At 43.7% G+C, this 12962-nt stretch carries 13 protein-coding genes and 1 pseudogene; all 14 read left to right on the top strand.

Annotation, left to right across the window (positions count from 1 at the left end):
* Positions 1-4 precede the first annotated feature (4 nt).
* The gene (gene nagZ / locus KOL94_RS07600; RefSeq protein ID WP_221565380.1) at positions 5-1723 is read left to right on the top strand and encodes a beta-N-acetylhexosaminidase; all 1719 of its coding nucleotides are present in this window, start codon (positions 5-7) and stop codon (positions 1721-1723) included.
* A gap of 10 nt (positions 1724-1733) precedes the next feature.
* A complete protein-coding gene (locus KOL94_RS07595; RefSeq protein ID WP_221565379.1) occupies positions 1734-2795 on the top strand; it encodes a serine hydrolase domain-containing protein in 1062 nt (353 codons plus the stop codon).
* A 12-nt stretch (positions 2796-2807) separates the two neighbouring features.
* The gene (gene glcD / locus KOL94_RS07590) at positions 2808-4220 is read left to right on the top strand and encodes a glycolate oxidase subunit GlcD (protein ID WP_221565378.1); all 1413 of its coding nucleotides are present in this window, start codon (positions 2808-2810) and stop codon (positions 4218-4220) included.
* The gene (locus KOL94_RS07585; protein ID WP_221565377.1) at positions 4217-5509 is read left to right on the top strand and encodes a (Fe-S)-binding protein; all 1293 of its coding nucleotides are present in this window, start codon (positions 4217-4219) and stop codon (positions 5507-5509) included. The genes glcD and KOL94_RS07585 overlap by 4 nt, the downstream gene beginning before the upstream one ends.
* A gap of 501 nt (positions 5510-6010) precedes the next feature.
* Entirely contained in the window at positions 6011-7273 is a 1263-nt protein-coding gene (locus KOL94_RS07580; protein WP_221565376.1) for a Y-family DNA polymerase, read from the top strand.
* A 17-nt stretch (positions 7274-7290) separates the two neighbouring features.
* On the top strand, positions 7291-7623 hold the full coding sequence (locus KOL94_RS07575) for a YolD-like family protein (RefSeq protein WP_221565375.1): 333 nt from the start codon (positions 7291-7293) through the stop codon (positions 7621-7623).
* Between the two features lie 72 nt (positions 7624-7695).
* On the top strand, positions 7696-8241 hold the full coding sequence (locus KOL94_RS07570) for a hypothetical protein (RefSeq protein WP_221565373.1): 546 nt from the start codon (positions 7696-7698) through the stop codon (positions 8239-8241).
* 14 nt (positions 8242-8255) lie between these two features.
* Positions 8256-8748: pseudogene (locus KOL94_RS07565) on the top strand (tetratricopeptide repeat protein).
* A gap of 115 nt (positions 8749-8863) precedes the next feature.
* The gene (locus tag KOL94_RS07560) at positions 8864-9754 is read left to right on the top strand and encodes a cupin domain-containing protein (protein ID WP_260412242.1); all 891 of its coding nucleotides are present in this window, start codon (positions 8864-8866) and stop codon (positions 9752-9754) included.
* Positions 9755-9935: 181 nt separating this feature from the next.
* Positions 9936-10142: a hypothetical protein gene (locus KOL94_RS07555; RefSeq protein ID WP_221565370.1), complete on the top strand. Its 207-nt coding sequence runs from the start codon at positions 9936-9938 to the stop codon at positions 10140-10142.
* Between the two features lie 72 nt (positions 10143-10214).
* The gene (locus tag KOL94_RS07550) at positions 10215-10985 is read left to right on the top strand and encodes a hypothetical protein (RefSeq protein WP_221565369.1); all 771 of its coding nucleotides are present in this window, start codon (positions 10215-10217) and stop codon (positions 10983-10985) included.
* A gap of 20 nt (positions 10986-11005) precedes the next feature.
* On the top strand, positions 11006-11572 hold the full coding sequence (locus tag KOL94_RS07545; RefSeq protein ID WP_221565368.1) for a 2'-5' RNA ligase family protein: 567 nt from the start codon (positions 11006-11008) through the stop codon (positions 11570-11572).
* Between the two features lie 96 nt (positions 11573-11668).
* Positions 11669-12382, top strand: a complete 714-nt coding sequence (locus tag KOL94_RS07540) for an MBL fold metallo-hydrolase (protein WP_221565367.1) — start codon at positions 11669-11671, stop codon at positions 12380-12382.
* 4 nt (positions 12383-12386) lie between these two features.
* Complete coding sequence (locus KOL94_RS07535) at positions 12387-12950, top strand: TetR/AcrR family transcriptional regulator (protein ID WP_221565366.1); 564 nt, start codon at positions 12387-12389, stop codon at positions 12948-12950.
* Positions 12951-12962: the final 12 nt, after the last annotated feature.

Below are 12962 nucleotides of genomic sequence, written 5' to 3'. Positions count from 1 at the left end.
TGTAATGAAGCGGTCGATTCGATGGAATTTTATAGCTGTGGCAGTCCTCTTAATGGCGATTATTTTAAATATAACCTTCTCTTCAGACGCCAACGTTTCGGAATGGGAGGATGTCCGTTCCAAAGCTGAAATCGAAGCTTACATGGATAAAATGACGATGGATGAAAAAGTCGGACAGCTATTGATGCCGGCGATCCGTGAGTTTGATGAAGTACCTGTGACAGAAATGAACGACGAATTAAAGGAGTTACTTGATACCTATCAACCTGGGGGGCTCATCCTGTTTCGTGAGAATGTACGGTCGCGGCAACAGGTTAAACAATTAAACGAAGCACTTCAACAAGAGAGTGAAGTGCCTTTACTCATTTCAATCGATCAGGAAGGCGGTTTGGTGACACGGTTGTCTTATTTCCCTGAACTTGCTGGAAACATGGCGTTAGGGGCAACGCGAAATCCCGAGCTTGCAAGGGAAACAGGGGAAGTGCTAGGTGCTGAACTCAAACAACTTGGGATTCACATCGACTTTGCGCCTTCCGTAGATATGAACTCCAACCCTCATAATCCAGTCATCGGTATTAGGGCATACGGGGACGATCCTGATCTTGTCGGGGAAATGGGTGTGTTCTTCATGAGCGGCTTACAGGATGCTGGGGTAATGGCAGTTGCTAAACATTTTCCAGGTCACGGTGGTTTGGACCTTGATTCGCATTACGTCTTACCCGTCAGTGACCAATCACTTGAGGAATTGCAACAGATGGAGTTGTCCCCTTTCCAAAAGATGCTTGATGAAGGTGTAGAAGGGGTGATGACTGCTCATATTACCTTTCCGAATATCGATCAATCAGAATTCGTTTCCCAGAAAGATGGTTTTCCAATCAAGGTGCCTGCGACTATATCAAAGAAAATCGTAAAGCAATTGCTCAGGGATGAAATGAAGTTCGATGGTCTCGTTTTTACGGATTCCATGGAGATGAAGGCGATTGCTGATCACTTCGGGCCTGGGGAGGCTGCTGTTCAAGCTGTTCTCGCTGGCGTGGATGTGATTGTCATGCCGGACCATCTGAAGGTTGCTTATGATGCCTTACATAACGCAGTGGAAGAAGGCAGGATATCTGAACAGCGTCTGGATGAATCAGTTCGACGTCTATTGGAAGCCAAAGTAAAATGGATCGATGAAGATACGAAAGCACTCGATCTTTCTGTCACACAACGTGCACTGGATCTAGAGAAGAAAGTTACGGAGCAATCGATCACGCTGATAAAGAATGCTGGGAACACAGTGCCATTATCGACTTCTTTGGATGGCGCTATTACGATTGTATCAAGTGATGCCCGCAACCTTGAATCGATGAAAAATGCGCTATGGAAACACCATAAGAAACTGAACCTTATCCAACTGAAAAGCAGTGCCTTGACATCAGAAGAAAAAGAAAAGCTAGAAAATGGAGGCGTAACGATCATGATAACGGAGTCGACAACTGTCCTTGGTGAGGGGCAGTCTGAATGGGAGAAAGCTGTATTGAACGAAACCATGACACATTCAAAACAGACGATCCTTGTAATGGCTAGGAATCCATATGATGCTGCAGTCCTTACAGGTGCTGATGCTGTTATTGCGCAATACTCCGACCATCCTGCATCCTTTCAAGCCACAGTAGATGTGATTTTTGGAGAAAAAGAAGCTGGAGGTAAGCTTCCGGTCAATTTAGAAGGTATAAAGTGAGGTGAATTCGATGGGGATGAATGAAGAATTGGATACCATTTTAGATAAAGCAGAAGAGGTGCCCGGATGCGTGTTGAAGGTGGCGAAGGGTCGTCAACAAGTTTATGCAAAAGCTGCCGGTTTCAGACAGATTGCACCCCTCCAATTGCCGATGACGATGAATACCGTATTCGATATTGCCTCCCTCACCAAAATTGTGACATCCACGATGATTCTTCGCTTGATCAGTAAAGGTGATTTTCAATTGCATACACACTTGGATGAACTTTTAGGTGAGCAAAATGCTGTTTTGCAAGCACATTTTAAAGAGATTTCTATTTTTCAGCTTCTGACCCATTCATCGGGGCTGCTGAATTGGCATCCTTTCTATACAAATCGACAGGATTTATTTTCACAACTGACGAAGTTCGAGTCGTACGTGTTTTGTAAAGAGAATGTCGGTTACAGTGATCTGAACTTCATCTTGCTTGGTAAGGTGATTGAAAAAACGACGGGTGAACCTTTGGAACAAGCCTTCAACCGTTTGATCAAAGAACCGCTGAATTTAAAAACAATGGCCTATGGACCTGTTGATCAAGGGAATGTTGCGGCGACGGAATTTGGCAACCAGATCGAAATGAACATGTGTGAGGAGCGGAGGCTATCCTTCGATAATTGGCGGAACACCAATGAGCCTCTTTGCGGAGAGGTCAACGATGGGAACACGCATTACTTCTTTAACGGCGTCTCGAGCCATGCGGGTCTTTTTGCGGATATAGAGGATGTTTGTAAAATCGGAGGGATCTACACAGAGCCTGATTTAGCAGAAAAAGCAGGGATCGATGCAAAATTCATTGAAGCTGCTGGAACGAACCTTGTTGGGAACCGCGGTCTCGGCTTCGAATTCTCATCTGTCTTTCCAGAAGGATTTGGACACACAGGTTTTACAGGAACGTCGATGTTCATCCACCATCCAACGAAGGCTGTTGCCATCCTGCTTACAAACCGTTTGCATCAAACAATTCCAGGAAATATCAATGCATTGCGCACAGCTGTCCATGAAACGGTGTGCCGCTATCAAATGACAACATAGGAGGAGAAAATTATGCTGGAGCCCTCTTTTGTAGAACGATTGATCGAAATCATCGGTAAAGAATACGTCCACTCAGATCGTGTTTCGCTGTTGTCTTACTCATATGATGCAACTCCTGATTATCAATCGCTTCCAGAGCTGATCGTCGAACCAGGCTCTACTGAAGAAATCAGTAAAATGTTGAACCTCTGCACCGAGTTCAATGTTCCAATTGTGCCAAGAGGATCAGGGACAAATCTGTGTGCTGGAACCGTACCGACTGAAGGTGGCATCGTCCTGCTCTTCAACCGGATGGCATCGATCCTAGAAATCGACGATGAAAATCTGACCGCTACAGTCCAGCCAGGTGTAATCACCCAATCCCTTTCCGAGGAAGTAGAAAGGCGGAATTTGTTTTACCCGCCGGACCCCGGCAGTATGAAAATTTCAACGATCGGCGGAAACATAAGCGAGTGTTCTGGGGGATTGCGTGGTTTGAAGTATGGTGTCACGAAGGATTATGTCCTTGGATTGACTGCGGTTATGGCGAATGGAGAGATCATACAAACTGGAGGAAAGTTGGCGAAGGATGTAGCAGGTTATGATCTGACAAAATTGCTGATCGGTTCTGAAGGTACGCTCGCTGTGATTACCGAAGCGATTTTAAAACTCGTCCCGAAACCGGAGACGAAGAAGACGATGCTCGCTCTTTTCGAAGATATCGAGCGTGCAGCACAGACCGTCTCGGATATCATCGCTTCAAGAATCATCCCCGCGACCCTCGAATTTCTCGATCAAGGAACGCTGAGGGCGGTTGAAGATTTTACACACGTCGGTCTCCCGACGAATATGGAGGCAGTCCTGTTGATTGAACAAGATGGGCATGCGGAAAGCGTCCGTCAAGACATCAAGCGTATCCAGCAGATTTGTGAAATGAATGGCGCAAGCTCGATTCAGGTTGCTGCCACTGATCAAGAAGCAGAACAATTGATGACTGCAAGAAGGACCGCACTGACGGCTTTGTCAAGGCTGAAGCCGACGACCATCCTGGAGGATGCGACAGTTCCACGATCACGCGTCGCAGAAATGGTACGGTTTGTCACCGAGGTAGCGGAGAAATATGACCTGATGATCTGTACGTTCGGACATGCCGGGGATGGGAACCTACACCCGACATGTGTGACCGATATTCGTAATGAACAAGAGATGGAACGGGTTGAGCAAGCATTTGAAGAAATCTTCGCAAAAGCGATCGACCTGGGCGGAACGATCACCGGCGAACATGGGGTCGGAATGATGAAGGCGCCGTATCTTGCATGGAAAATCGGAGAAAGCGGAATCGAGGTCATGAAGGGCATCAAACAGGCTCTCGACCCACATAACCTATTGAATCCAGGTAAAATGTTTACGGAAAATGCAAGGAAACGGATTGTGATCAAGTCATGACGAAAACGTCCACATTACAAAAAGAATTCCAAGAACGAATGGATTATGATGAATTGTTGAATTGTACCCGTTGTGGCTTTTGTCAGCCGACTTGTCCGACTTTCATCGAATCGAACCGGAAAGAATCTTCTTCTCCACGTGGAAGGATTGCTTTGATGAAAGCAGTCGTGGATGGTGTGATCGAACCGGATGAAGGTTTCGAGCGGGAGTTGAGCCTCTGTTTAGGATGCCGTGCATGTGAAACAGCCTGTCCATCTGGTGTCAAATACGGACAATTGCTGGAAGATGCGAGAGCAATCGTTGCTGAACAAAAACAGCTTTCTTTTTTCAAGCGGGTGACCCAGCGGTTTCTCTTACATACGTTGATTCCGAACCGATTTCTTTTGAAGGGCGGTATCTTTTTCTTATGGCTGTATCAGAAGTCAGGAATGCAGCGGCTGGCCCGTAAGACTAAGTTGTTGAAGCTATTTTCTTCATCGATGTTCGAGTTGGAAGGCGCATTGCCACAAGCTCCTTTTCCATTCAGGCAATTGAAATCCTCAGACCGTGATGCCGATCAGAATGTTGCTCTTTTCCGTGGATGTATCATGGACGCGTTGTTTTTGGAAACAAATCAGCATACCGTCGATTTGCTGGAAGGTACAGGGCATTCAGTTGATATCCCAGCTGGGCAGACATGCTGTGGGGCGTTGCACGCGCATGCTGGTGATCGTGAAAAAGCTGTAGAGCTGGCGAAAGAAAACATCCGCGCATTCGAATCAGGCGAATTCGAGCAGATTACGACGAATGCAGGAGGCTGCGGCGCCTTTTTAGTCGAGTATCCGCATCTGTTGAAGGATGAACCTGGCTGGAAAGAAAGAGCAGCCGCCTTTTCAGCTAAAATAAAAGACATTTCAAGCCTTGTGGCAGCCGCGAATACCGTTAACGCCTATAAAATACCGGAGCAGAAGGTGACATATCAGGATTCCTGCCATTTGAAGCACGGCATGCAGGTACACACTGAGCCGCGTTCACTGCTCCGAAATATTGATGGGGTGGACTATGTTGAACTTCGTAATGCTGGTATGTGCTGTGGTTCTGCGGGCATCTATAATCTGATCGAAAAGGAGATGTCGATGCAGATCCTCGATCATAAAATGGAGGACGTCCAGAAGACGGGTTCGGCTGTCATTGTTACCTCGAACCCCGGCTGCCTTATCCAGATGCGTCTCGGGATAAAACGCGCTGGACTGGAGGACCGTCTGGAAGCCGTGCATCTCGTCGATCTTTTGCATGAGGCGAAACAATGAAGAAGAATCTCAAAAAGCCTTAAGGTTGGGCTTTGCTGGTGAACCATTGAAAATTAGTGGACACCAGCGCTCTTATTTGTTACAAAAAGGGCTGTTTCCTAAGATTAGCGGACATCAGAGCCCTTATCTGTGAACAGACCTCTCATTTTTTCTTTGTTTTCGGGAATTAAGGTCTCTGGTGTCCGTTATTTTTAAAAATATGGTGTTTTGGATCAAATAAGGTCTCTCGTGTCCGTTAAATTTTAAAGTTTTTTTGGTTTAAATCCTCACGACCTTAATATTTCGATTACGTTACTCGAAAACGGTGTACCTGGTACAGCGTTTTTTGTTCGTGTACAGGTGGATTTTATCGGTGCTCTCTAGGTCTATAACCCTATCCAACGCAATTTATTTTACAAAAAATAGGTCCTCGGTGAAAATTTCCAGTGGAAAGCGAACGTATATTCGCTTACAATAAGACATAAGATATAGAACAAACGTTCTTGTTAGGAGTGACTGAGGATGGAGATTGATTATTCGACCTTTAAAAAACGAACGATCCTTTGTATTGATATGAAAAGCTTTTTCGCAAGCTGCAGTGCGGTAGAAATGGGACTCGATCCCTTGACATGCTATCTTGTTGTCGTAGGAAATACGGAACGACAGGGAAGTGTCGTGCTCGCAGCCTCTCCGATGATGAAGAAGGAATTCGGGATTCGTACAGGGAGCCGGTTGTTCGAGGTACCCGATGATCGGCGCATCCATGTCGTCAATGCACAGATGCGCTTATACCTAAGACGTTCGACTGATCTGACACGTTTGTTCAACCGATACGTACCGAAAGATTCCATCCATACGTACAGCGTTGACGAAAGTTTCCTTCAGGTCGATGGAACCGAACGCCTTTGGGGAGATGGATGGGAGGTTGCGCGCCGGATCCGGGAAGAGATCTGGGAAAAATACGGCCTGCCATGTGCCATCGGAATCGGACCGAACATGCTGCTCTCGAAAATCTGCCTTGATCTTGAAGCGAAGAAAAAAGGGATTGCAGAGTGGACGTATGACGACGTGGAACGGAAGCTGTGGAAGGTTTCTCCGCTCAGCAATATGTGGGGAATCGGTCCGCGTTTAGAGCGAACGTTGAACCGGATGGGCATCATGTCTGTCGGGCAGCTTGCGCACTATCCATTGAAGATGCTTGAAAAGAAATTCGGTGTTATGGGTAACCAGCTTTATTATCATACATGGGGTGTGGATCTCTCAGAAATCGGTGCTCCAATCATGCAAGGACAGATCAGTTATGGAAAAGGCCAAATTCTGCTCCGTGACTATAAAGACCGCAAAGAAGTGCAGCACGTCATCCTCGAAATGTGTGAAGAGGTCGGCAGGCGTGCAAGGACAGCACGCAAGGCGGGCCGTACGATCAGCCTCGGTGTCGGTTACAGTAAAGATGAAGCCGGCGGCGGATTCCATCGGTCACGGACGATTGCCGAGCCGACGAACATCACGATGGACATCTATCGCGTTTGCCTTGAGTTGTTTGATGAATTTTATACAGGTGAGACCGTCCGTAAGCTTTCAATCACCCTTTCGAATGTTTGTCCGGATGATGAGATGCAGCTTTCCCTGTTCGAGCTCGACCGTCCGAAAAAGCGGATCCTCGGCTACACGATGGACCAGATCCGCGAAAAGTACGGCGGGGACTCCCTTTTACGTGCAGTATCATACACACCAGCTGGAACCGCAAGACATCGCAGCCGTCTTGTCGGTGGACATAAAGCGTAGAAAGGAGTGTCAGCTATATGGGAATTCGTGATCGCGGCAACATCAAATGGACAGCGATGATGCTTCCGGATCATGTGAAGCTGCTCAGGGATTGGAAGGAAGAAGATCGCGTGAAGAAGAAACCAGAGCTCGATGAACAGAAACTTGAAGAAATGAATGAAATCATCCACGAGGCGATGGCGTATAGCCAGACGCTATCCTTCGTCTATTTTGACAATTTTGAATACCGTATTCTCGTCGGTGACATTCATTACGCCGACCCCGTCAGGAAAGAATTGCGGATTGTCGATGAATTCGGTGACCGGCATGACCTCAAACTGCAAGACATCCTCGACATCCGTTATTTATAAATGAAAACCGCTCTATAAAAGAAGGAGGCAGTTTTAAGGCTATCGAAGTATATTCATCAAGAGGTGATACAAATGGAAAACCACATCCAAACACAATTCGAAAACCTGCAATCAATGGATAAACAAGTACAATATGACGCGTACCAAAAAATCCTTGAGGCTACCAAGCAGGAAGTCGACTGGGCGTATGAGGTCTGGGACGAGTTGAAAGAAGATTTGACACACCCGGACAACCATCAACGATCGAGAGCCGCTCAGTTTCTTGCCAATTTAGCGAAAAGCGATCCTGAAAATCGGATGCTTGATGATTTCCCGGCGCTTTGGGCTGTAACTAAGGATGAAAAATTCGTCACCGCAAGACACAGCCTGCAATCAATCTGGAGATTAGGGCTCGCGGGACCCGCACAAAAAGAGATGGTCATCCATCATTTGGTGCATCGTTTTCATAACTGTTTGGATGAAAAGAACTATACCCTGATCCGTTCGGATATCCTCCAAAACCTAAAGCATTTATATGAAGAACTTGGAGATGAGGAAATCAAACAGACAGCCATGACCTTGATTGAGACCGTTGAAGATGAAAAATATAAAAAGAAATACAGAAAAATATGGAAATAGAGCGGGAAGATTGCATGGAAAAAGAACTAAAACGAGCCGTTAATTTGCGCAAAGAAGACCAGAAGGTGGAATCAAATCGCCTTCTTGTAGAATTGGTGAAAAACCATCCGGATGATCCGGTCATCAACTACCAGTGTGCATGGAGCTTCGACATACTAGGAAAGCCAAGCAAAGGCCGTTCCTTTTTATGAAAAGGCGATCGAAACTGGACTCTCAGGAGAAGACCTGGAAGGAGCCTTATTAGGATTGGGAAGTACATATCGCACGCTAGGAGACTATGAAAAATCTCAAACCATTTTTGAAAAAGGGATGAAATCATTCCCGGAGAACAGAGCACTCCAAGTTTTCTATTCCATGACCTTGCATAACCTTAACGAGCATGAAACCGCTATGGAATTGCTTCTGAAAAGCTTAATCGAAACCACAACAGACCCTGAAATAAAGAAATATGAGAAAGCAATTCGGTTCTATGCTGATAAATTGGATCAAGTGTGGAGAAAGGTATGAGTATAACCTAATGAGCTGACAGGTGCTTAAGATCGTGAAGTACATTCTCTAGGCATAGTGCATAGGATATTTAAATATCTGTGAGGGAATGAGTTAAATGTACTATGCTCAAAATATGCTCCAGTATCCAGGTTATATGAACACCCAGATGAATAACGCTTCCTTGATGCAAAGAACCCCTCAAGGGAACGGCCAACAAATTGTAGAAGCGATCCATACTGGTATAAAAGGAAAAGCTGAAACGATTGATCTTTATAGCCGATTAGCAAATGTTGCTCCGAATCAAAACGATAAAAATGTCATTCTTCATTCTTTGGAAGATGAAAAAGCGCACTTGAAACAATTCACGAATCTGTATAGCGTGCTGACTGGTAAACAGCCTGACTATGAAATCGACCAAGTTCCGTTCACCACTTATAGAGAGGGATTACAAAAAGCATACGAAGCAGAGTTAGAGAATCATGAAGAAGGGCGTAAGAATTATATACTTACTCAATATTCACCATTTCACAATGTATTTTATCGGGTTTGTCATGACGAGATGGAACATGTAAGACGTATTGGCTTTCTTTCAAAGAAAAATAACCGCATTCAGTTAAAGGATTATGGAACAGAACCGTTTGTGGTGAATATTGAGGATGCTACTCAGCAAAACAATACGTTTCGAACAGCTTTATGGACAGGGAATAATTTGCAAGTTACCTTGATGAGTATCGGTGTCGGAGAAGACATCGGTTTAGAAGTTCATCCTACGGTCGATCAATTCTTACGTATTGAACAGGGGCAAGGTTTGGTTCAAATGGGCGATAGCGAAGACCAATTGGATTTTGAAGAGAGGGTTTATGATGATTATGCCATCATGGTGCCAGCTGGTAAATGGCATAATTTAACGAATACGGGAAGAAAACCACTTAAACTGTATACGATCTATGCGCCGCCTGAGCATCCATTTGGTACGGTCCACGTAACGAAAGCAGACGTAATGACAGCTGAAGAAAACCACTAGTTAAAACTTAATAGAAAGAAATGAAGCTGGGGATTCGCTCTCCAGCTTTCTTCTATGATAAAGGGCAAATAAGGTTGTAGTTGAATGAATCCAAAAAACACTGGAAAAAAGATTGAGTAAACACCATTTATTTGAAATAATTGGTATTGAAGTTCCTATATGAGTCATTAGAGGTGAGATTATGAAAGAAAACTTAACACTGGCATGGGTAGCTTCTTGGTGTGCACTTGTAGGACAGTTAGTATTTTTTATTGGAGTAGCCTTTTTTACTGGAGAATGGCGTTATATTCTTTGGAGTTTTATAGCCAGTATGATGGCAGGTGTCCCTTGTATGATGCTCACCTGGAAATCTCAAAAGAAAGCTAACCTGAACCAGGTGAACAAATGAAAGAAATAATACATAATAATCTTTGCGTTGATTTCCTCAATTAGAGAAGTTTAAAAGGAGTGTTATTCGAGTATGTTGCCACCGAAAGATATTCTTTCTACCTGGAGGAAATTTGATAGTTTCCCAATGGAAACGTTAACGAAAATATGGGTTTACAATAAGGGAAGTAAAAAGAAGCAACGAGATGTTTCTCAAATGAAAGAGCATAGGGAGCAGTATGGGATCACAGGGAATTGTTTTGACCTTGCCCTCTGGTTATTGGATGAATTTAAAATGGATGGGATTGAGGCATACCCTATTGGTCATGATCTAGGAACTGAAGAAGCTCATGTTGCAGTGATGGCTCTGGATGAATTCGGCAATCGGTTTTTGTGTGATTTAGGAGACCAATGGTTGAAACCGATTCTAATTGATACAAAATCTGAGGATTATACAGCTGAAAAGCTTAGTGGCTTTTTTCCAGCTGCAAAAATCCAGGTAAGACCGAGTAGAAAGAACATAGAAATTCTTTACTATAGACCGAATGGTAAAGTTTCTGATCAAGTGTATGACATTACACCGATTGAAATGGATTATTTTAAGCAAGCAGCTGAAGTCTCACAAAATGTAATAAACCCAAAACCATTATTGGAATGTAGGGTTCCTTACAAAACCGAAACAGCCCATTGGGAATTTTACAACTGGGAGAGCTTTCTAAGTACCAGTGAAGGTTTATTCAACGATCCAAAATCAAACACCATTGAAGAATGGGTCGCAAAGTTAAACGAAAAAACGGGTTATGACATTTGTTTTTTAGAAAACGCATTGAAGCAATATGGTAGATTTCCAAAAGTTGATTCATAATCAAATGGAGAGGTGATGTATTGAAGTATGCTGTTGAATTATTTTTTGATGAAAATACAGAAGGTTATGTGAAAAGTATTTGGGAGGGGTTGAAAAACAAAGGGATTACATCCAAAATGGCAGACATTCAAGAAATAAGACCTCATATTACCTTAGCTGTTTACCATGCAGGAATACCAATCGAACAATACATACGAACATTTAAAAATGCAGTGGATAAGTTATCCTCCTTTAAGGTCAAATTTGAAAGTCTATCCGTGTTTCCACCGTCAGGAGATTTTCCAACATCTGTTGTATTTGCACCGCCAACGATGACCACTCAATTATTCAATATACATCAACAATTTTATAAGGATTTTCAAGAGTATACCGCTTATGCTAATGAACTGTATCTTCCAGAAAATTGGACTCCCCATTGCACATATGCGATCGGACTTGACGATGAAGCAATGAGCAAGACGCTAAACTATTGTCATGACCGATTTGAACCAAAAGAATGCACGATTACAGAGATAGGAGTCGTTGAAATAAGAATGGAAGACCTAATCCCTAGTAGTAAGACGATTTTTTCAAAACAATTAACGTAGGAGGGTCGACACGATAAATCTCCATCTAAAAATATCTTGCATAACTAATGGTATTAGTTATAATTGAACTAATACCATTAGTTTGGGGGAGTTCTTATGAGAATAACAAAAGTAAATGATGTTTATCAGGTTACTTTCTTTCCGAATTTTTTCCCTGTGAATTGTTATTTGGTTGAAGAAGAGAAGTTTCTAACACTAATTGACGCTGCTTTACCTTTTAGTAAAAAGGGAATTTTAAAAGCCGCAAGTGATATAGGAAAGCCGATTCGTAAAATTGTGCTGACCCATGCTCATAGTGATCATGTGGGTGCGCTCGATGGCCTTAAACAGGAACTTTCCGATGTCGAAATCCTGATCTCTGAAAGGGAACTGAAGATTCTTAAAGGGGATGTTTCTTTAGAAGAAGGAGAAGAGAATCTGCCGATCAGAGGCGGCGTACCGAAAAACATTCAAACAACACCGGATATTCTATTACATGATGGTGACAAAATCGGTTCTTTGACAGCTATACATTCACCAGGTCATACACCTGGGATGATGGCGTTCCTGGATGTTAGGACGAACAGTTTAATTGCTGGAGATGCCTTTCAAACGAAAGGCGGCGTAGCTGTATCAGGTGATATGCGCTGGAGTTTTCCTTTTCCAGCCATGGCTACATGGAATAAAGAGGCTGCGATCGTTTCGGCAGAACGTCTGTTGAGTAATAAACCTTCCGTTCTTGCGGTAGGTCATGGAAATCTACTCATTAACCCGGAAAAGGAAATGAAACAGGCGATTTCAACAGCAAAAAAATCATTAGCGGTGGTGTGAACATATGCCAACTCGGTCTCGATTGAATCAAGATATCATAACGGAAAAAGCATTGGAAATCGCCGACTTGGAAGGAATGGATTTTGTAACGATGGCAAATATCGCAAGAGAGCTATCCATTAAACCACCTTCCCTATACAATCATTTCAAAAGCTTGGAAGACATAAAGCAAGCGATGGCTGTTCAGGCTTTGAAGCTTTTTAACGAGCATTTATATAAAGCGGCTGAAAATAAGGAAAACGGGCAGGAAAAGATCAGGGAGATCGGAAAAGCCTATGTAACATTCGCTCATCGTTATCCAGGGTTTTATGAAGCGTCGTTATCGGCGCCTGACCCAACCGCTGAGAATGTCCGCTTCTATGGTGAATCAATTGTTAATTTAACGAAAGAAGCGTTGACCATTTACGCATTGAATGAAAAAGAGATGATCCACATCATCAGAGGAATCAGAAGCCTCCTTCATGGGTTGGTCGATTTAGAGAAAAGAGGAGGATTCAATCTTGAAGTCGATCTCACCGAATCTTTGAATGCGATCCTTGAAACGTATATTAAAGGAATAGGTCGATAAATTCATTTCATC

It is taken from the genome of Alkalihalobacillus sp. TS-13 (assembly GCF_019720915.1).
Classification (GTDB): domain Bacteria; phylum Bacillota; class Bacilli; order Bacillales; family Fictibacillaceae; genus Pseudalkalibacillus.
The sequence above is the reverse complement of the archived record's forward strand: the minus strand, read 5'-3'. Positions and strand labels throughout refer to the sequence as shown.

Excerpts from the sequence above, each read along its gene's own strand:
- KOL94_RS07535 (WP_221565366.1), top strand. The coding sequence starts at position 12,387 with ATGCCAACTCGGTCTCGATTGAATCAAGATATCATAACGGAAAAAGCA.
- KOL94_RS07580 (WP_221565376.1), top strand. The coding sequence starts at position 6,011 with ATGGAGATTGATTATTCGACCTTTAAAAAACGAACGATCCTTTGTATT.
- KOL94_RS07560 (WP_260412242.1), top strand. The coding sequence starts at position 8,864 with ATGCTCCAGTATCCAGGTTATATGAACACCCAGATGAATAACGCTTCC.
- nagZ (WP_221565380.1), top strand. The coding sequence starts at position 5 with ATGAAGCGGTCGATTCGATGGAATTTTATAGCTGTGGCAGTCCTCTTA.
- KOL94_RS07555 (WP_221565370.1), top strand. The coding sequence starts at position 9,936 with ATGAAAGAAAACTTAACACTGGCATGGGTAGCTTCTTGGTGTGCACTT.
- KOL94_RS07585 (WP_221565377.1), top strand. The coding sequence starts at position 4,217 with ATGACGAAAACGTCCACATTACAAAAAGAATTCCAAGAACGAATGGAT.
- KOL94_RS07550 (WP_221565369.1), top strand. The coding sequence starts at position 10,215 with ATGTTGCCACCGAAAGATATTCTTTCTACCTGGAGGAAATTTGATAGT.
- KOL94_RS07595 (WP_221565379.1), top strand. The coding sequence starts at position 1,734 with ATGGGGATGAATGAAGAATTGGATACCATTTTAGATAAAGCAGAAGAG.
- KOL94_RS07540 (WP_221565367.1), top strand. The coding sequence starts at position 11,669 with ATGAGAATAACAAAAGTAAATGATGTTTATCAGGTTACTTTCTTTCCG.
- KOL94_RS07570 (WP_221565373.1), top strand. The coding sequence starts at position 7,696 with ATGGAAAACCACATCCAAACACAATTCGAAAACCTGCAATCAATGGAT.
- glcD (WP_221565378.1), top strand. The coding sequence starts at position 2,808 with ATGCTGGAGCCCTCTTTTGTAGAACGATTGATCGAAATCATCGGTAAA.
- KOL94_RS07575 (WP_221565375.1), top strand. The coding sequence starts at position 7,291 with ATGGGAATTCGTGATCGCGGCAACATCAAATGGACAGCGATGATGCTT.